The following is a 17,782-nucleotide window of genomic DNA, read 5'->3' as shown; positions in this document are numbered from 1 at the left end:
ACACATCCCTGTTTTACGGCAGCGGCTGAGCGGTGACCGGTTCTGGTGATTGATAAGGGTGCAGGACAGTCTTGCGGTGCTCGGCCAGTACCCAGGCAAAGCTCGAATACATCATCCCCAGGCACACCAGGGTGAAGAGCGCCACGGTCCAGGCCGGAACGCTGCGTACCGGGCGGCGACGTACCCCTTCGAGGCCTTCGCAATGGGGTGACAGCTCACCGGGAATCTCGCCACGTACCTGACGGATCAGCCGGTAGAGGCTGTCGCGCACGCCTTCGAGTTCCAGCGCTCCGCGCATCTGGACCCGGTACTTGCCCTCGAAGCCGAGGGACAGGCACAGGTACAGCAACTCGAGCATCGGCAGGTGCCGGGTGGGGTTCTTCGACAAGCGATCCAGTAACTGGAAGACCTTTTCGCCGCCGAAGGTTTCGTTATGGAAGGTACTGAGCAGGCTCATTTGCGACCAACCGCTCCCGTTGCCCCACGACGTTGTGACCACCGCTTCGTCGAGCACGGTGCAGAGCACGTAACGGGCAGCGGTCAACTGGCTGCTCTCGACACCGCTCTGTGTGGCACGGGCTTCGAACTGTTCCAGATCGCGGGTCAGCTCGTGCTTGAGAGTCCGCAGGTCCTCACGGTCGCGACCGTGTTTGAGCCTGACCAATTGCGACAACAACCCGGATGCCGCCGCCACCAGCGGGTTGAGGCCGGCTGTCGAGGTTCGCGTGGGTGGCTGGTGCGCGGCGTAGATCATGCGCTCCTGCAACTGCTCGATACGCGGCGGCGCGGCGGCGTCGGTCAATGGTTGCGAAGCCGGGCGTTGACCATGATGGTCGAGCAGGACGGTGGTTTCGTCCTGAGGATTTTCCTTGTCCATTTTGGTCAGTTCCTGATGGCCCAGAAGTTCAGTTCAAGCTCGGAGAAGTCTCCGGAAACGTGGAAAGCAAAGCCTGCGGAGCGATTCAGTTGGGCCAGGTCTTCGGGGTTGGGCTCGAGGATGAAATAGGTTTTGTTGGCGTGGAATGCAATCTGCCGCGGCGCCACGGGCAAGGGCCTGATCCGGATGCCGGGCAGGTGCAGATTGACCAATTGGCGGATGCGCTCCACCGGAGCGATCTTGAGCTGCGAGGGCAAGCGCTGGCGCAACTCTTCGCCGTCGCAATGGGCGCTCGCCGCGAGCACGAACGAAGCCGAGCCCAGCAGTGAAAGGTCGTGGACCGGCGAGACGATGATGCCGTATTGGCGCGCCTGCAACGGCAGTTCAATCGCGTGCTGTTCCAGCACCATGGAGAGCATCTGGCGAATGCCCTGCATCAAGCTTCGAAAGCAGCCACCCTGGTCACTGTGTCGATAGTGGTTGGTGAACGGTGGGCGTTTGCTCTCGCCGGAGAACGTCGCCAATTCGCCCAGCAGGGTCAGCAAGGTGCGGTAGAGCCGTTCGGGGTGTACCTGCTCCAGGTCCAGGTCATGCCGCAACAGCAGTTCGTTGCGGTTGATCAACTGCAGCATCATGAAGTCGCCGACCTGGGTGCCTCCGGCCTTGCCGTTGGAGCGAATCCGTTCAGCGAGACTGTCTCCCCGGTGCCCGAGCATGCCGATGACTTCCTTGAGGCACGAGCGCAGATAAGCGGATGAACCAGCCTGGATAAAGGTCGGGATAAAGTCCGGATCGAGCCGGATCACGCCATCGGACGTGGTATCGAGCACCTCGCAGAGCTTGAGTTTCACGAATGCCTGGTCACTCTGCTGCTCGCCCAGCAGCAGGCGCAGGTCCGGGCGGCCACAGCTGACCGGGCTGCTGAGCGCGTCCGCGGCATTGGAGTCGGCCACCTGCATGTCGTAGGTGATGTAGCGCGCCAGTACGTCAGACTGCTCCGGACGGCGGGACTCGACGCGATTGCCGGTCACCAGCGGCAAAGCCAGGTAGATTGGCGTGTTGCTGGTATTGGGCGGGACTTCCAGGACCAGGGATTCGGCGTTGCCGTTCAACTCGAACAGGCTGCCGTCCGGTAAAACCCCCGAGGCCTGGCTGACCACCAACTGGCCCATGTTGAGAAACTGGGAATCGATTTCCAGCCCCAGGAATCCCCAGGCGTATCGGGCCAGGCAGCGCGTGCGGAACTTCAGCTGGTGATCGAAGTAGCGGTCGTTGTGCTGTAAGTGCTGTGGGCGCAGCAGCATGCCTTCCTGCCAGATGACTTTATCGTGGTTCATCGGGCATCGGCCTCGGCAGGTCTTTGCATGGCGTTGGTAATCCCGTCCTGTTCGAGGACGAGGCTCGCCTCGGTGATTTGTGCCACGGTGACTGGCAGGGTGTAGCGCCAGCGGGCTTGTGGCAGGTCACGGTAGGCCGCGACGACGCCGACGTAACGACCACCCCCGGCGACGGCGAGCTTCAGCTCTACGGTTTCACCCGGACGCAGCTCCAGTTCTTCGCTGGAAAGCAGATCCGGCGACAGCGTTTCCCTGGCGCGTTCATAGAGGCTGAAGAAGTCCGCATGCTCGAAAGCCACCGGATGCCTGAGCTCAAACAGCCGCACCACCACGGGCGAGGGCCGTCCGTTGAGGTCCGGGTTGAGTTGATCGCTGGCCGCCAGCGTGAGGTTGAGCTTGGTCATCGTCGAAAAGGGCGACAGCGTGGCGCAACCGGCCAACAGCAGCGTCGTGAGGAACAGCAGCGTGCAACGAGACATGTGCGTCATCCATGGTGGTCGGTGTGCAGGGTGGAAACCAGGCGAACCTGTTCTTCGTAAGCCTGGGCGAAGTCACGGGCCAGCAGTCGTTCTATCCAGTCGTCGTCCTGGCACAAGGCCTGGTGATAACGGCCATAAGCCCTCCAGCAGCCGCCACTCGTCCTGATCAGCGGCTTGTGCTCCCGTTCCAGTCGGAACATCAGTCGTTGGGGGGAGAAGTGTTCCAGCGTCGCGCGCAATGTGGCGCGGCACGCGGTGAGCAAGGCCACGTGATGGGCTTGCAAATCGCGGAAGGCCCGGGTAATGGCCTGGTCGGCCGACAACTGGGCCGGGTTGTCCGGTTGCAACAGCATCTGCACGGCATGCTGGGCGTCGTCGGCGAACTTCAGCGGGTTCTTCTGTTCATCCTGGATAAGCGTCTGCGCCAGACGCAGTTCGCGCTTCAACTCTGACCGGGTATGCAGGCTTTGCTGCAGTCCCTGGAGGCTTTGCCTGAGCAATCTCACGGTACTCAACGCCAGGGCTTCGCGGGTCGCGTTGTCCAGGTTTCCAAGGTCCATGCCCAGCGCTGAGCCGAAACGTTCCCAGAAGTCTTCGTGTGGAGGAAGGGGCACGATGGTCGGTGAGATCGGCGCCTGATCGGATTCGACCGGGACATCGACCAGTTCCGGCAGCAGCAGGTTTTCCATGTCGATGGGCGCGTAGTCGGCACACTTGAAGGCGTCCGTTGGTGCGGCAGCGGGGCTGATCAGTTCGTCTATTTCCGAAAACCCACCGGGTTGTTGCTCCAGCGCCTTCAGTGGGTCGAGATCGAGAAAGGCATCGTCCGGAATCAGGCTTTCGACTGACAGTGGGCGGCCTGCCGGTGCGGTGCTGCTCGATGGGCCGGTAACCAGCCGCGCCAGGATTTCGAAATCGCCCATGAGGAAGACATCCCCGTCCTGGATACGCACCGGCTCGCCCTTGGGCAGGCGCGCACCACTTGCGCGATGGCTCACGCCGTTGCCGCTGGTGTCGGTCAGGAAAAATGCCCCTTCGCGCGCGCTGATCTGCGCGTGGTGTTTGGACAGCAGGCGCTGGCGGTCGGGAATGGACCAATCACAGCTGTCGCCCCGGCCGATCACGCCGCCAGCCGGTCCGAATGTCTTGCGGCACAGTGGCGTCGGAATGAACTGTCTGGCGTTCAGCATTTCAAGCACAAGCTCCATCGATACTCCTTGCGGTTACTTGCCGCGATTGACCGCCTCGGGATCACCCAGGGGGCGATAAGCGCTGTCATTGAATGTGTAATTGCCGTTGCAGCCGCCGAGGCCGAATGACACGACGACCGCCAGCAGGACGGCTTGCCAGGAAAAATCAGGCATCGGAAGGTCTCCAGGTTTGAAAGGGCCGGGCGCCAGGAACCAGCGATGGGGGTGGGTCATCGAAGTCCCTCGGTTGAATCTTCAGGCGCCCGAGGCGATAGAGCAGGGTGCGACGTGGCAAGCCGAGTTCGCGGGCGGCCAGCGTCTGGTTGCCGGCGTTCTTGCGCAGGCAATCGATCAGCAGGCCGCGTTCGATTTGCCCCAGTCGTTCACGCAGGTTCATGGGATGACGGGCGAGGGCCGTGTCGACGTGCAAGGCAAAATGTTCGACCAGTAGCTCGTCGCCCTCGCACAGCAACACGGCCCTTTCCACGATGGCCTTGAGTTCGCGCACGTTCCCCGGGAAGCTATAGGCGGCCAAATGATCGAGGGCGGCGTCGGACCAACCCAGCGGATCGCGTCGCAAGAAAGTGCAGGCCTTGTCGGCGAAGTGCCGCGCCAGTTCGAGGATGTCGCCTTCACGCTGGCGCAACGCCGGTAACTGGATCGGGAACTGGGCGAGTCGGTAATACAGGTCTTCGCGAAACTGACCTTCCTCCACCCGTTGTCTCAGGTCACGGTGGGTCGCGGCGATGATGCGAACGTCGATCCTGTGGGTTTTGCTGGACCCCAGCGGACGGATTTCCCCCTCCTGCAACACCCGCAGCAGCTTGGCCTGGAGGGACAATGGCATGTCGCCGATCTCATCGAGCAGCAGCGTGCCTCCCTCGGCCGCATCGAACAGCCCGAGACGATCCCGGTCGGCCCCGGTGAACGCGCCCTTGCGATAGCCGAACAGCTCGCTTTCCAGCAGGTTCTCGGGGACCGCTGCACAGTTCTGCACGATGAACGCCCTGGTGCGACGCGGACCACAATCGTGAATGGCCCGGGCCACCACTTCCTTACCGGTGCCCGTCTCGCCACGTAGCAGGACGGTGTAGGGGCTATGCAGGACTTTGCTGATCAACAGGCAGGTCTGGCGCATCGCCGGGCTTTTGCCAATCAGGCCGTAGCCGTTGGTGCCAGGCACGGTTGTGGCGACGGGGGAGGGGGCACCGGCAGGACGGTGCAGGCGCTGCAACAGATGTTTCTGACTGAGCGCGAAGGCCCCAAGTCGGCTCAGGGACTTGGCAAACCCATGCAGGTCGAAGTGCTTGCCGGTGGCGCATAGCAACAGCCCTTCGACGGTGTTGCGTGGATTGATGAGTGGCACGCAAAGCAGCGACTGCCAGGGCGTCGGCCGGTTCGGCAGGAAGCCGGTTTCGTGAAGGCTTGAGTTCAACGCGTCGAGGCTGACCACACGGTTCTGGCACAGGGCGAATTGCAGCAGTTGCTCGCCGCTGTAATCGGAAGGCAGCCGGGTCCGGTCACGGAAGCACAGTTGGCCTTCCAGGCATTCGCTGTGCATTTCCAGATGGGCGTGGGTGGCATCCAGCAAGTACAACTGTGTCAGCTCGCAACCGCTGAGGTGGGCGGCACCCTGGATAAAATTCCCCAGCAACGTAGCGACATCCGCTGCGCCTGACAGGCTGGAGAATTGAGCCAGCAGAGCCTCGGCATAGGCCAGCGGTTGCGGCACCTGCTCGAACATCGCGTCCATCTCAGCTGAACTCACAGACGATGCCGGCGTTGCCATCCAGGGTGGCGTGCACCTGTCGCAATGCCTCGCCGCTGGCCATGGCCGCGAGCAGGCGATCGGCTACCTGGGGCATCAGGTGCAGGTCGAGCAGACGGTCGATCATGCGCGCGCCACTGTCGCTGCGAGTGCAGTGTCCGGCCAGGTGCTCCACCAGGTGTTCGCAGTAACTGAAGCTCAACCGACGAGCTTGCAGCCGCTCGCTCAAGCGGCCGAGTTTGATTTCCACCAGCTCCCGCAGCACCGGGCCGCTGACCGGGTAGTACGGCACCACGCACATGCGTGCCAGCAGCGCCGGCTGGAAATGCCGGCTGAGTATCGGGCGAAGGCTTTCCTCGAGATGTTCGGCACTCGGTCGTGCGCCGTTTTCGCACAGTTCGCTGATGCGCTCGCTGCCCAGGTTCGAGGTCATCAGAATCAGCGTGTTGCGAAAATCGATTTCTCGCCCTTCGCCATCATTGGCCAAGCCTTTGTCGAAGATCTGGTAGAACAGGTTCAGTACGTCCGGATCGGCCTTTTCCACCTCATCGAGCAGCACCACTGAATAGGGTTTATGCCGCACGGCTTCGGTAAGCATGCCGCCCTCGCCAAAGCCGACATAACCGGGTGGTGCGCCGATCAGCCGGGAAACGGTGTGTTTGTCCTGGAACTCAGCCATGTTGATCACGGTGACAAAACGCTCGCCGCCATACAGCAGGTCGGCCAGGGCCCGCGCCGTTTCGGTCTTGCCGACGCCGCTCGGTCCCACCAGCAGGAACACCCCCACCGGCGCGTCGGGTCTGTTCAGGCCGGCGGCGGCCGCGCGCATTGCACGGTCCAGGGCCAGCACGGCTTGTTCCTGGCCGCGGATACGGGCGCGTAAATCTGTGGCGAAACCGGCAACGCTTGCGCTGTGTTCACGCGCCAGTTGTGCCAGCGGTACGCCGGTCCAGGCATTGATGACTTCGGCCACCAGCCTTGGACAGACTTCGAAGCTGACCAGGCGCTCCCGGGCTTGCGCGGCCAATAGCGCATCATGGGTTTCGCATAGCGCCGACTGCAGGATCTCGATGTCCAGCGCTTGATCCGCTGCTGTTTCCCGCGCTTCGGCCAGTTGCTGGCGCAGCGATAACAGGCGTTCGGCCAGGATGCGTTGCTCGCTCCAGTCGACTTCCAGCGTCTGACGCTCTTTCTCGATGGCCTCCAGACGCGCTTCCAGTGCTTCCAGCGCCGGGAAATCAATCGGCAGACCGGCCTGGGCATCGCGGCGCAGCGCCTGGCGCTGGCGTTCACCTTCAGCCAGTATGCCGCGCAACCGCTCGAGGCTTTGCGGGGCCGCGGCCAGGCTGATACGCACCCGTGCGCAGGCGGTGTCGAGCACGTCAACAGCTTTGTCCGGCAGTTGACGGCCAGTCAGGTAGCGGGCCGACAGCTGTGCGGCCGCGACCACCGCATCATCGCGCAGGTAGATGCCGTGGCTGCTCTCGTAGACCGGGGCGAGGCCGCGCAGGATAGTGACCGCTTCCTCGACGGTCGGCTCGTGCAACTGCACCGGCTGGAAGCGACGGGCCAGGGCCGGGTCTTTTTCGAAGTATTTTTTGTACTCGCTCCACGTGGTGGCGGCGATGGTCCGCAGTTCGCCCCTGGCCAAGGCCGGTTTGAGCAGGTTGGCCGCGTCGGAGCCACCGGCATTGCCGCCCGCGCCGATCAGGGTGTGGGCTTCGTCGATGAACAGGATGATGGATTTGGGTGAGGCCTTGACCTCATCGATCACGCCTTTGAGACGGCGCTCGAATTCGCCTTTGATACTGGCTCCGGCTTGCAGCAGTCCCATGTCCAGCGAACGCAGTTCCACGTCTTCAAGTGCCGGTGGTACTTCCTTCGCAACGATGCGCAAGGCCAGTCCTTCGACGATGGCGGTCTTGCCTACCCCTGCTTCACCCACGGCAATCGGATTGTTTTTGCGGCGACGGGTCAGGATGTCGATCATCTGCCTGATTTCAGCGTCCCGGCAAAGCACGGGATCGAGTTGGCCGTCGCGGGCCTGTTGGGTCAGGTTGTGGGTAAAGCGCTCCAGCAGGGCATTTTCCTCGGCGACGGATGAATCGGCGCTCGGTTGGGCCTGTTGCGCCAAGGCATAATCCTTCAACCGGCCGATGTTGAGCTCGGCAAGCAGCGCTTGATAAGACGTGCCGGCGTGGTGAGCCGGGTGACGCAGCAACGCCAGGATCAGGGCGGCTTGGCCGACCAGGCTCTCACCCAATTCCAGACTGGCCACACCCAAGGCGTCTTGCAGCCATCGCACCAGCTCCGGGGCAAATGACGGGTTACACGAGACGCTGTGCCCAGGGCGTGGTTGCAAGGTCGCGATCAATTCGCCTGGGCTGATGCGGGCATCCTGCAAGGCGCGGGCGAGCAGGCTGTCCGGGCGTTCCAGCAGGCCCAGCAGCAGGTCTTCCACCAGGACCTTGTCGGCGCCACGGGCCACGCACTGCTCGGCCGAGCGCTCCAGGTCGTTCCTGGTCTCGGCATCCAGCGCCTGGATGAGTTGCTGGAGGTCTACGTTGATCATGTCATCCATCCCTAATGAATTTTACTGCCCAGGATCACTACGCCGTCGGCGCGTTCGTGGCCCAGCCAACTGGTCCATCCCAGGTGGCAGGTGTTCTGTTCGCCAATGCGCAATGCGCGTATTTCCTGCCGACGCAGGACCAGGCGGAGGTCATATTCGAGGGGATCGCGCAGGGTGAATCGCACCAGCGCGCACAGCGGCCGGTAACCGACGCCGATCGGCAGAAATTCGTGGAAACGTTGCCAGTCCAGGTTGCGGATATGGATGCGGAACTTGCCGCTGCGGTCGCGCACCTGTTCGCCCAGCACCAGGTCTTCATTCAACAGGCTGTTGGCGAGCCCCAGGCGATTGCGTTGCTCATCGATGATGTTCACGCGGCGCTCGATGCACTGTTCGAGATTCAGCTCGGCGTGCTTGAAGTAATAGCGCAACACCGCTTCGATCAGCGCCGCCGAATGAGCGCGAAGACTCAGCAGGCCGAGGTAGGGCAGCAGGCGCTTCCAGTTCAGTTGAGTGGCCTGGCGGATGGCTTCGCCACCCAGGCCAACCAGGGAGAATAGTTGTTCGGAGAACGGGTCCCGGGCACCGGTCCGGAAGCTTGCGCTGTAGCGGTATTTGCGCCAGATCGGCAGCATCAATCGTTGAAGACGATGGTGGAACAGGTCGAGAAAATGACGAGTCGGGTTGCCGTTCCCGTCCTCTCCCAAGGCCTGTTCGCCATAGAACGCCGGCAGCGGCGAGCCTGCGCCGACCAAACCGAGCAGATTCAGACGCAGGCGCGCCCGCAGTTGCCCATGTTCCTGGAAAAACTCCACGCGATCGATGTCACTGGCCGCGAACCCCAGGCTTGGGTTGGCCTGGAACTCCAGTTGCTCGTACAGGTGCTCGTCGCTCAGAAGCGGGTGGGCCTCGCGCAGCCGGTCAATGACCAGCAGCACGGCCTGGAACAGCGAGTATTCGCGTATTCCCCGCGTCAGTGCGCTTATAGAAGGGGTTGCTGGCCCATGCGGGGTGTCCATTGGTACACCTCTCCCTGTGTGCTGTTCACCCGCAGTTCGTGATACGAATTGAGGCTGGCATAAAGCGCAAAGAACTCGTTGAGGACCGAGGCGAAAACGAACAGGTCCCCCTCACCGAGATAGCCCTGTGGGTCGATGGTCAGTTCGGTTTGCAAGCCGCGAACCGGCAGGCCCCGGTGCAACCGGTCGACAGGCCGGTGCCTGATGGACTTGAGTCCGTCCAACAGGCACTTGCTGGTTCGTTCTGCCTGCTCGTCGTAATAACGGGGAAAGTCGTAGGTTTCGAGAATCACCTTGAGGGCGTTCACGTCTGCCAGCGACAGGTAGTTGAGTGACATGTTGCTGATCAGCTTCCAGAGGAAATCCTCATTGAGCGGCGGCGCGAAGCTGGACGTGACCGGGCTGATATTGCGGAAACCCAGCGACTGAGGGCTTTTTTCACCGGGCTGGTCGATGTCACCCAGCTTGAGTTGGCGCGGCAGGTTCTGGTTGGTGCACGTCAGTTCGATCGACAGGGTTTCATGCTGCTGGATGTCGCGGATGCCAAAGCCCAGGCAGGTATCCAGGCCGTCGTACAGCAGCGATGAACGTTGCCGAACGCTGTAGTAGGGACGGCTCTGCACATCGAAACCTGGGTCGTGTTCGAAGGATTCGAACGGTACATAGGTTCGATACCCCAGGCCGCCGGGGTTCCAGCCGGTCACGCTGTGCACCGAGTACACGCCGCAGTGCTCGCGGTCGTAACTGGCCGGCAGCAGCAGGTACTCGTCCTGCTTGCCATCCAGCCGGATCGGCTCTGCGTCATGCTTGAACAGGTTGACGATGGGGGTGCAGTAAAGCTTCACGTTATCCAGAGTCGGACGCAGCCGCTGGATACCGTTCTTGCCGATATCGAAGCGTAGGTCCAGGCCGCGCATCTGTTCCAGGATGCCTTGTGGCAGTGCATCGAGCAGGTCCAGGCCCGCGACGTCGACGAACAGGAACTTGTCCTGAAAGGCGAAATACTCCTGAAGGTAGCGATAGCCGCGAAAGGTATTCAGTGGATAGGGAACCAGCGCTTCCTCTTCGGCAAACCCCACCGGTTGGACACGGTCGGCGGGGATGCTGAAGGTCATTGGCGTACCGTTCGGCGCGCTGACGGGTTGGCCGGCGCCGTCCAGCGGGATCAGCTCGATCCCTTCAAGGTTGCGCAAGAGACTGAGATAGAGCATCTGGCTGATGTAGCGCTCACCGGCAAAGTGTAGGCGCAAGCGGCTCAACTGCACCTCACCCAGGTGACCATCACCGAGCATCTCCAGGCGCAGGTTCAGCAGCGAACCGTCGCCCTTTACCGAATAATTCAAGCCGGTCAGAGCCAGCGGCAGTACCTCGGTCGGGTAGCACGTACGAAAACGGCATCGCACCCCCTGGACAGGCTTGCTCTCGACCGGTGTATCGCGTTCCACCCGCAGCGCGGGGCCGGACCGCCCAAGTGGATCGAACTGCAAAATGCTGAAGGCCGGCAGCGGCCGCATGTAGTTTGGCCACAATAGCTGCATCAGCGAATGGCTCAGTTCTGGCAATTCATCATCGAGCTTCTGGCGCAAGCGCCCGGTCAGGAACGCGAACCCTTCGAGTAGACGCTCCACATCCGGGTCCCGCCCGGCCTGGCCCAGGAACGGCGCCAGCGCCGGGTTGCGTTCGGCAAAACGCCGACCCAACTGGCGAAGCGCGGTCAGTTCGCTCTGGTAGTAGTGGTTGAATGACATGGGTGGCTATCCTTGGCTGACCTTGACTTGACCGTTGCCGTCCAGGCAAACGGACAGGTTCATCCGCCGCTTCAGGCCCTGCGCATCGAGCAAGGCATCAACGCTGAAGAACAGGCAAAGCGGATTGGCGTCATTCGGTATCGAGGTGACACGGACGTTGCCGAGCCGTGGCTCATGGGTCTCGATGAACGTCCTGATCGCGCTGCTGGCCTGGCTCCGTGCGTCATGCAGGCTCAGGCGCATATCGTTGAGGTCCGGCAATCCATAGTCGGATGACGTCTGCGCGCTACCCGCACGGGTGCCCAGCATCCTGGTCAGATGAGCCGCCACGGAGGCCATGACGCTGGCCTCGCGGCTCAGCCCCGCACGTTCCTCGGTGTCACCGTTCAGGCGTTCGAAAAGACTGCCGTAAGTCATGGGCGGCGCTTATGCCTTGTCCAGCTTGCCGACCAGCGACAAGGTGAAATCGGCCCCCATGTACTTGAAGTGAGGACGAACATTGAGACTGACCCGGTACCAGCCGGGCTCGCCTTCAACATCGCTGACGACGATCCTGGCCGCCCGCAGGGGCCGCCGGCCACGGACTTCGGCGCTTGGGTTCTCCTGGTCGGCAACGTATTGGCGGATCCAGTTATTGAGCTCGCGCTCCAGGTCCGTGCGCTCCTTCCATGAGCCCAATTGCTCGCGCTGCAAGACTTTCAAGTAATGAGCCAGGCGATTGACGATCATCATGTACGGCAGCTGGGTACCCAGCTTGTAGTTCAGCTCGGCTTCCTTGTCCTCGGCGCTGATGCCGAAGAACTTTGGCTTCTGTACGGAGCTGGCGGAGAAGAACGCGGCGTTGTCGCTGCCTTTGCGCATGGTCAGGGAAATGAATCCCTCTTCGGCCAGCTCGTATTCGCGACGATCGGAAACCAATACTTCGGTCGGAATCTTGGTTTCGATTTCGCCCATGCTTTCGAAGTGATGCAACGGCAGGTCTTCAACCGTACCGCCGCTTTGCGGGCCGACGATGTTCGGGCACCAGCGGAACCTGGCGAAGCTGTCGGTCAGCCGCGTGCCGAACGCATACGCCGTGTTACCCCACAGGTAATGCTCGTGGCTGTTGGCAACGGTTTCCTTGTACACGAACGACTTCACCGGGTTCTCTTCCGGATCGTACGGGGGACGCAGCAGGAAACGCGGGACGGTCAGGCCGACGTAGCGAGCGTCTTGCGACTGACGGAAGCTCTGCCACTTGGCGAATTGCGGGCCTTCGAAGTGGTCTTTCAGGTCCTTGAGGTCCGGCAGGCCCGTGAAGCTTTCCAGGCCGAAGAACTTCGGGCCGGCCGCGGCGATGAACGGCGCATGGGCCATGCAGGCCACACTGGCAACGTATTGCATGAGTTTCACGTCCGGCGAGCTTGGGGACATGAAGTAGTTGGCAATGATCGCCCCTACGGGCTGGCCGCCGAACTGACCGTATTCGGCGGTGTAGATGTGTTTGTATAGGCCCGATTGCATGACCTCCGGCGAATCCTCGAAGTCATCCAGCAAGTCGCTCTTGGAGACGTTGAGCATCTCGATCTTGATGTTTTCGCGGAAGTTGGTGCGGTCAACCAATAGCTGCAGACCGCGCCATGCCGACTCCAGAGCCTGGAACTCCGGATGATGGAGGATCTCGTCCATCTGGCGGCTGAGCTTGGCATCGATCTCGGCGATCATGCGGTCGACCATGGCTTTCTTGACCGGCTCGCCGCTGTTCTGTGGTTTGAGCAATTCCTCGATGAAAGCCGACACGCCGCGCTTGGCAATGTCATAGGCTTCATCGTCCGGCGTCAGGCGGGTCTGGGCGATGATGGTTTCGAGAATGCTGTATTCGCCATGGTCCTGGTCCTGGCGCTGTTGCAGTGCTGCATGGGTGCTCATGTATCGGCTTCCTTGTCTGTCAGGGTCAAGCGTCTGTGGTCGGGGCGTTCAGGCCCAGCTCGTCCAGTACGCGACCACGGGAGTCATCGTCGGTCAGTGCGTCTTCGATGGCCTTGCGAAACGCCGGCGTGTTACCCAACGGCCCTTTGAGCGCCACCAGGGCGTCTCGTAGCGCCATCAGCTTCTTGAGCTCCGGCAGTTGTTCCACCAGGTGGGCGGGGGTGAAGTCCTTCATCGAGTTCAAGCGCAGTTGAACGGCCAGCTCGCCGGCATCGCTCTCTTCCTGAAGACGGTTCGGTACGCTCAGGGCCAGGCTCAGCTCTTGCTTGGCCAGGACTTCGTCGAAGGTCATCTTGTCGACGCTGATCGGCTTGCGGTCCTCGATCTTGCGATCGTCCTTGCGGTGGGTGTAGTCACCGATTGCCAGCAGCTTGAGCGGCAGTTCGATTTCTTCCTGGGCGCCGCCAGTGGCTGGCTTGAAGGTGACGTTGATGCGTTCCTTGGGGGCGACCGAGCCTTCTTTGGCCATGTTTTTTTCTCCTTGCGATGGGACCCGGAGGCCTATTCAATGACCCGTTCCAGGTCGAGGTGACACAACCTGCGGAATGTCTCTTCCTTGCGCTCGCGCACGGGATGGTTCTGCGGCAGCAACTCGCAGCAGTGGTGCAGCAGGTGCAATACCTGCAACGCCAGTTCGGGCTCCCACGCATTCAGCTCCGGGCTTTGCAGCCTTTGATCGAGCGCTTCGAGCTGGACCTTGGCGAGTTCGTATTTCTTGGCCGAAAAGCACAGCCGGGCCATTGCGAACCGCCAGAGAAACCGCTCGCGAGCACCGTTGGCGGCCTGCATGCCCTGTCGGAGAAACTGCACGGCCGGTTTGAGCCCCTCCCTGAGCACAATCGCCTGAGCCTCTTCCAGAGCCAGCTCCCATGGCGCCTGTTTGTCGGCAACATCGACGGCGGGCGAGGCGCTGGGGTATTGCAGATGGGGCATGACCTGAGCCGCGATCCACGCCCGGGTGGCGGGATCGGCGAACGGCACGCCGTCATGCCAGCGCAGTTCGATCACGCCCGGCAGGCGCTGGATGAACAACGCGAAATGGACCTCCAGCTCACGCATGGCCGGCTCAGCGCCCAGGCCTTGCAGGCATTCCCAGGCGAGCCTCTGGCCGTCGAGCCAGAACGGCGCTTTCGCCAGGCTGGCCTCGATCTCCACCAGCAAATCCGCATAGCTGCCCCGTTGGAGGCTGTCCTGATAGCCCTTGAGCTTGTCCGGCGGCAGCCCGCGCAACAGCGTGACCTGTTCGGCGTTGCGCTCAGGTACCGCGTCGATGGCCAGCCAGGGCAAGACGCGATTCAGGCGCAGGGCGCGAACGTCGGTAGCTTTCTGCTTGAGCCACCAGGCGCACAGCGAACGAGCACCTTCCTGCTGGACGCGCAGCGCCTTGTGGGCTTCTTTTTCGGTTTCGATATGAGCGCTGGGGTTGAGCAGTTGGCTGGCGGCTTGCTTCACCTGAGCCACCACCGTCTCGATGGCGGCGGGTTCTGACGAATGCTCGGTAACGCGCCGGATCACAGTGTCGAGCCGGCGGCTCAGCGGCAGTATCAGGGGGGCGTCATTCCCGAGGTGAGTGGTGCACACGGCCTCAAGGCCTTCCAGTTGTGCCAGCAGATCCCGGAAAAGCGGCAATTGCTCTTTGATTGCAACCTCTTCCCCCAGCGCCTGCTCCAGGCGCGGTAACAACCAACTGATACTGGCTGCACGGGTTCTTGCCTTGGCGGGATGGATCTCGGGCCAATGGTGTTTACACAAGTAGTGCAGGAGGCGGAGACCGGCCAATAAACCCTGGAACGATTCACGCTGGTACAACGCCCATATCAGCCAGGCCGCCACTCGCAGGTCTTTCGACTGGGTACGCAACAGGGCTTCACTTTGTTCAAGGATCTTCAGCCAATCGACTTGGCCACACGCATGGATGGATTGGGCTTTCCCCAGCTCGCTTTCCAACGCTTCGAATTCATTTGAAAAACGCACGTCCACGCCTGCGAAGCTGTCCTTGGAAACAGGTGTCTTGGCGATATCCAGGTAATGGGCGGACAGTTTGTTTGCGTAGGTCAATCCATGGCCTTTTGGGGTGGTACGGTTATTGAAAACTTTCGGCAATCAGCAAATAACCAGGAACTTCAATGCGTATTTTCAGCATTACATGTAGGAAGTTTCGTATTGCATAGCCGAATGCTTCGAGCCGCAGTCCATTCAACGGCGGGCTGCGATTCGGTGCGAAGAATGCCAAAAATAAAAAATAGGGGATGTAGGATTATTCTGTAAAAGAGTTCATCAAAAGGTACTTTGAAGTGTGAGGTAACTTTCCGTTAACTATTGGGTGGGTTCTCGAGAAGTTACAAATTCTTACGGGTAGGGTATTGCATTCAGTTGCTTGTAACGGTGAGGGCCTTCCTCAGTGGTTAATGAGTTGATTGGGCTGCCGTCTCGAAGCGCAATTTCCCCAACAGCACTCCCCTCTGTGGGAGATTCTATGGTGCATGACTAGCCTTCAAATGCCTTTCTGGCAGGTATTCGCTCTGATTCTGCAGCAGAGCGAATACTACGCGGGCAAGCTTGCGCGACAGCGCCACCATGGCCTGAGTTGTACTTAGTCCCCGTGCCAGCAACGCCTCATAGAACCCCTTCCATCGCTCCGTGCGCCTTGCCGACATCGCTGCGTTGTGCAGCAGTCGGCGAGCTTCTGGATCACCTCGTTTGGTCAAGCAGCGGCGACCCTGTTTTCGCCCTGATTGCGATATGCGCAGGTCCAGCCCCAGAAAAGCGATGAAGGCATCGGCATTTTTGAAATCCCCCCGCTGAAACGAGGTGAGCAACCGGGCGCCGGTCAACAGGCCAATGCCTTCAACTTTCATGCAGCGCTTGAGCTGACCCAGCAAGCCTGCGTCCTTCAGCTCATCCTGGATCTTTTTTTCGACCAGGGTTTCCAGCCGTTGCATCGCGCCTATCTGGCGTTTGAACGCGGCTTTGAGTAACGGCTCGTTCGCCCAGCTTTGGCTCAGACTGACACGGGCCTGGACCACAGCCGCACGGCGCCGGAAAAGGCTTACGAGCCGGCGATACAAGGGCGATGGCGGGTTCCAGGGATGCAGTTCCTGGCCTTCGTTCTTCAGGTAACGGGCCAACAGGCGAGCATCCAGTGCATCGGTTTTGGCGCGCACGTTCACGCCTTTGCGGTAGTGACTGAGCTCATAGCCACCGACCATGTAGATCACGCAGCCGGCCTTGTGAGCCAGATCGGCGAACTCCAGGTGATAGATATTGGTGGCTTCGATGGCAATATCCACCTGCATGGACAAGGCCTTGAGCCACTTCTTAATCGCAGTTTTGTTATTGGGGACTATCTCAAGCTGATCGGTTTCGGCGTGATACATCACCAACTCATCCTTGGCGACATCCACACCTACAATCGGCTTGACGAGGGGAACCGGCATTGCCATTGAAAACTCTCCGGGCTAAGGTTTGAACACTTGAAGGGTTCACCCAGAGGCGCAGGCTTGTTCCTATCGTCGGTCTAGGCCAGATGCATTCTTTATCGGCGCTTGGGTGTGAAAGGAGGAGGGGTAAAATCTCCCACGGTCTGTACTGCGGCTAACAATCAGAAGCGAACCTTGTCCCTCCTCCTCCCTTCAAGTCCTACCATACAAGCGAGCCTGCTCGCGAAGGCGTCGGCACATTCAGCACTGAGGCAGGCTGACCCACCGCATTCGCGAGCAGGCTCGCTCCCACAAGGGATTTAAGGCGGCCGCAAGGCCCAGGAAATCCGGGCACGGCTCAAATACTGACCGTCGTGCTTCCGCCACCCCACACATCCTTGCGCCTTTGCCTACAACTACGCCAGAATCCGCCCGCTTGTGCGCCTTGTTCCCGGGCTTTATCGTTTTCCTGCCACTGCCCATCAGTGGTCGGGTTTAGTAGCCCGTGTTATCTAGTGAGGCGCAATGGCTTCTATCAGTCAGGTATTTCCATGCCTGTATTTGATGGTAGCTGTGCGCAGGGCGCCCTCGGGCGCGCCGGATTGCTAGGTCCCCGGTCTACTAACCTGCGTACAGCTGCCGCCCTTACGTTTAGTAGCCAGAGGGTAGCGGCTTCACCTAGGACCTAGTTAATGTTCAAGATAACTCCGAATCCTCCAGAAGCAGATTCCACTTCCCCCAATGCCGCCGGCATCAACGCCGAAGCAATCGACGCCGCCGCCAAACGTGCCTTGGATTTCTACCTGTTGCCCAAACAGACGAAGCCTAAAGCTGACACTCAAGCGGGCCAGCTATTCACCGTTATAGAAGACGTCGACAACGAATGCCTGCTCGCCAATCTCAGTGAAACTCTGGCCTCGGCTGATGCCATGGTCAGCGACTTGGCATTCGAATTGGACGGCTCGCGCCGCCACGTTGCTCTTGGTGTTCAGCAATTGATCGAACTGAGCTCGTTGCTGGCGAACCGGGCGCTGGATAACGTTGAACCGCGGTAGAGGCTAGCTTCTAAATAAAAACCCGACGCATTGCGTCGGGTTTGCATAATCCGCGTCTATATCTTTTTTTGGACTTCTGGGCTTTGGTTCGAATCCGTTCGGCCATCTCTGGTTTCCGATGATTTCTGGTTATTTCCAGTTATTCGGGATTGACGGGCTGCCAACCTTGACCAAAATGATCAACAGCTCAGTACAGCTCGCAGCAATCTTTAGAACCTGCTCGGTGGTCCTGGGCTTTTTTCTTCGCAAGAAAGGCATTTTCAGCGGTCAGTTTGCCGACAGTCTGGAAGAACCGATTTTTTCAACAGAGTCGGCCGAAATCGGCTGTTGCCCGCAGATCTAGACCATAC

Annotated in this window: 16 protein-coding genes; 2 read left to right on the top strand and 14 right to left on the bottom strand. The window is 60.6% G+C overall.

Annotated features, from left to right (window positions below):
- Nucleotides 1–13: 13 nt before the first annotated feature.
- The 14 genes from icmH to LOY67_RS27440 form a co-directional block, all read right to left on the bottom strand.
- The gene (gene icmH / locus LOY67_RS27505) at nucleotides 14–877 is read right to left on the bottom strand and encodes a type IVB secretion system protein IcmH/DotU (RefSeq protein ID WP_265065257.1); all 864 of its coding nucleotides are present in this window, start codon (nucleotides 875–877) and stop codon (nucleotides 14–16) included.
- Nucleotides 878–882: 5 nt separating this feature from the next.
- On the bottom strand, nucleotides 883–2,214 hold the full coding sequence (gene tssK / locus LOY67_RS27500; protein ID WP_265065256.1) for a type VI secretion system baseplate subunit TssK: 1,332 nt from the start codon (nucleotides 2,212–2,214) through the stop codon (nucleotides 883–885).
- The gene (tssJ, locus tag LOY67_RS27495; RefSeq protein ID WP_265065255.1) at nucleotides 2,211–2,693 is read right to left on the bottom strand and encodes a type VI secretion system lipoprotein TssJ; all 483 of its coding nucleotides are present in this window, start codon (nucleotides 2,691–2,693) and stop codon (nucleotides 2,211–2,213) included. Before tssJ ends, tssK begins: the two co-directional genes overlap by 4 nt.
- 5 nt (nucleotides 2,694–2,698) lie before the next feature.
- Entirely contained in the window at nucleotides 2,699–3,901 is a 1,203-nt protein-coding gene (tagH, locus tag LOY67_RS27490; protein WP_265065254.1) for a type VI secretion system-associated FHA domain protein TagH, read from the bottom strand.
- Nucleotides 3,902–3,916: 15 nt separating this feature from the next.
- Nucleotides 3,917–4,057 (bottom strand): type VI secretion protein, encoded by a 141-nt coding sequence (locus LOY67_RS27485; protein ID WP_265065253.1) that lies wholly within the window; start codon nucleotides 4,055–4,057, stop codon nucleotides 3,917–3,919.
- Nucleotides 4,050–5,627 carry a sigma 54-interacting transcriptional regulator gene (locus LOY67_RS27480; protein WP_265067835.1) on the bottom strand — a complete coding sequence of 526 codons (1,578 nt, stop codon included), beginning with the start codon at nucleotides 5,625–5,627 and terminating at the stop codon, nucleotides 4,050–4,052. The genes LOY67_RS27485 and LOY67_RS27480 overlap by 8 nt, the downstream gene beginning before the upstream one ends.
- 10 nt (nucleotides 5,628–5,637) lie before the next feature.
- Nucleotides 5,638–8,223: a type VI secretion system ATPase TssH gene (gene tssH, locus LOY67_RS27475; RefSeq protein ID WP_265065252.1), complete on the bottom strand. Its 2,586-nt coding sequence runs from the start codon at nucleotides 8,221–8,223 to the stop codon at nucleotides 5,638–5,640.
- A gap of 11 nt (nucleotides 8,224–8,234) precedes the next feature.
- Nucleotides 8,235–9,242, bottom strand: coding sequence for a type VI secretion system baseplate subunit TssG (tssG, locus tag LOY67_RS27470; RefSeq protein ID WP_265065251.1), 1,008 nt, complete (start codon nucleotides 9,240–9,242; stop codon nucleotides 8,235–8,237).
- Nucleotides 9,206–10,990 (bottom strand): type VI secretion system baseplate subunit TssF, encoded by a 1,785-nt coding sequence (tssF, locus tag LOY67_RS27465; RefSeq protein WP_265065250.1) that lies wholly within the window; start codon nucleotides 10,988–10,990, stop codon nucleotides 9,206–9,208. Before tssF ends, tssG begins: the two co-directional genes overlap by 37 nt.
- A 6-nt stretch (nucleotides 10,991–10,996) precedes the next feature.
- Entirely contained in the window at nucleotides 10,997–11,407 is a 411-nt protein-coding gene (gene tssE, locus LOY67_RS27460; RefSeq protein ID WP_265065249.1) for a type VI secretion system baseplate subunit TssE, read from the bottom strand.
- Nucleotides 11,408–11,416: 9 nt separating this feature from the next.
- Nucleotides 11,417–12,898: a type VI secretion system contractile sheath large subunit gene (gene tssC / locus LOY67_RS27455; protein ID WP_265065248.1), complete on the bottom strand. Its 1,482-nt coding sequence runs from the start codon at nucleotides 12,896–12,898 to the stop codon at nucleotides 11,417–11,419.
- 25 nt (nucleotides 12,899–12,923) lie between these two features.
- A complete protein-coding gene (tssB, locus tag LOY67_RS27450; protein WP_265065247.1) occupies nucleotides 12,924–13,427 on the bottom strand; it encodes a type VI secretion system contractile sheath small subunit in 504 nt (167 codons plus the stop codon).
- A gap of 32 nt (nucleotides 13,428–13,459) precedes the next feature.
- Entirely contained in the window at nucleotides 13,460–15,016 is a 1,557-nt protein-coding gene (gene tssA, locus LOY67_RS27445; protein ID WP_265065246.1) for a type VI secretion system protein TssA, read from the bottom strand.
- A gap of 416 nt (nucleotides 15,017–15,432) precedes the next feature.
- Nucleotides 15,433–16,401: an IS110 family transposase gene (locus LOY67_RS27440; RefSeq protein ID WP_265063205.1), complete on the bottom strand. Its 969-nt coding sequence runs from the start codon at nucleotides 16,399–16,401 to the stop codon at nucleotides 15,433–15,435.
- Nucleotides 16,402–17,069: 668 nt separating this feature from the next.
- Here LOY67_RS27440 and LOY67_RS27435 point away from each other — a divergent pair.
- Both LOY67_RS27435 and LOY67_RS27430 read left to right on the top strand, forming a co-directional pair.
- A complete protein-coding gene (locus LOY67_RS27435) occupies nucleotides 17,070–17,432 on the top strand; it encodes a DUF6124 family protein (RefSeq protein ID WP_265065245.1) in 363 nt (120 codons plus the stop codon).
- Nucleotides 17,433–17,598: 166 nt separating this feature from the next.
- Nucleotides 17,599–17,775 (top strand): hypothetical protein, encoded by a 177-nt coding sequence (locus LOY67_RS27430; RefSeq protein WP_265065244.1) that lies wholly within the window; start codon nucleotides 17,599–17,601, stop codon nucleotides 17,773–17,775.
- Nucleotides 17,776–17,782: the final 7 nt, after the last annotated feature.

Source organism: Pseudomonas sp. B21-056, assembly GCF_026016325.1.
Taxonomy (GTDB): Bacteria; Pseudomonadota; Gammaproteobacteria; order Pseudomonadales; family Pseudomonadaceae; genus Aquipseudomonas.
This window is presented reverse-complemented; position numbering and strand designations above follow the sequence as displayed.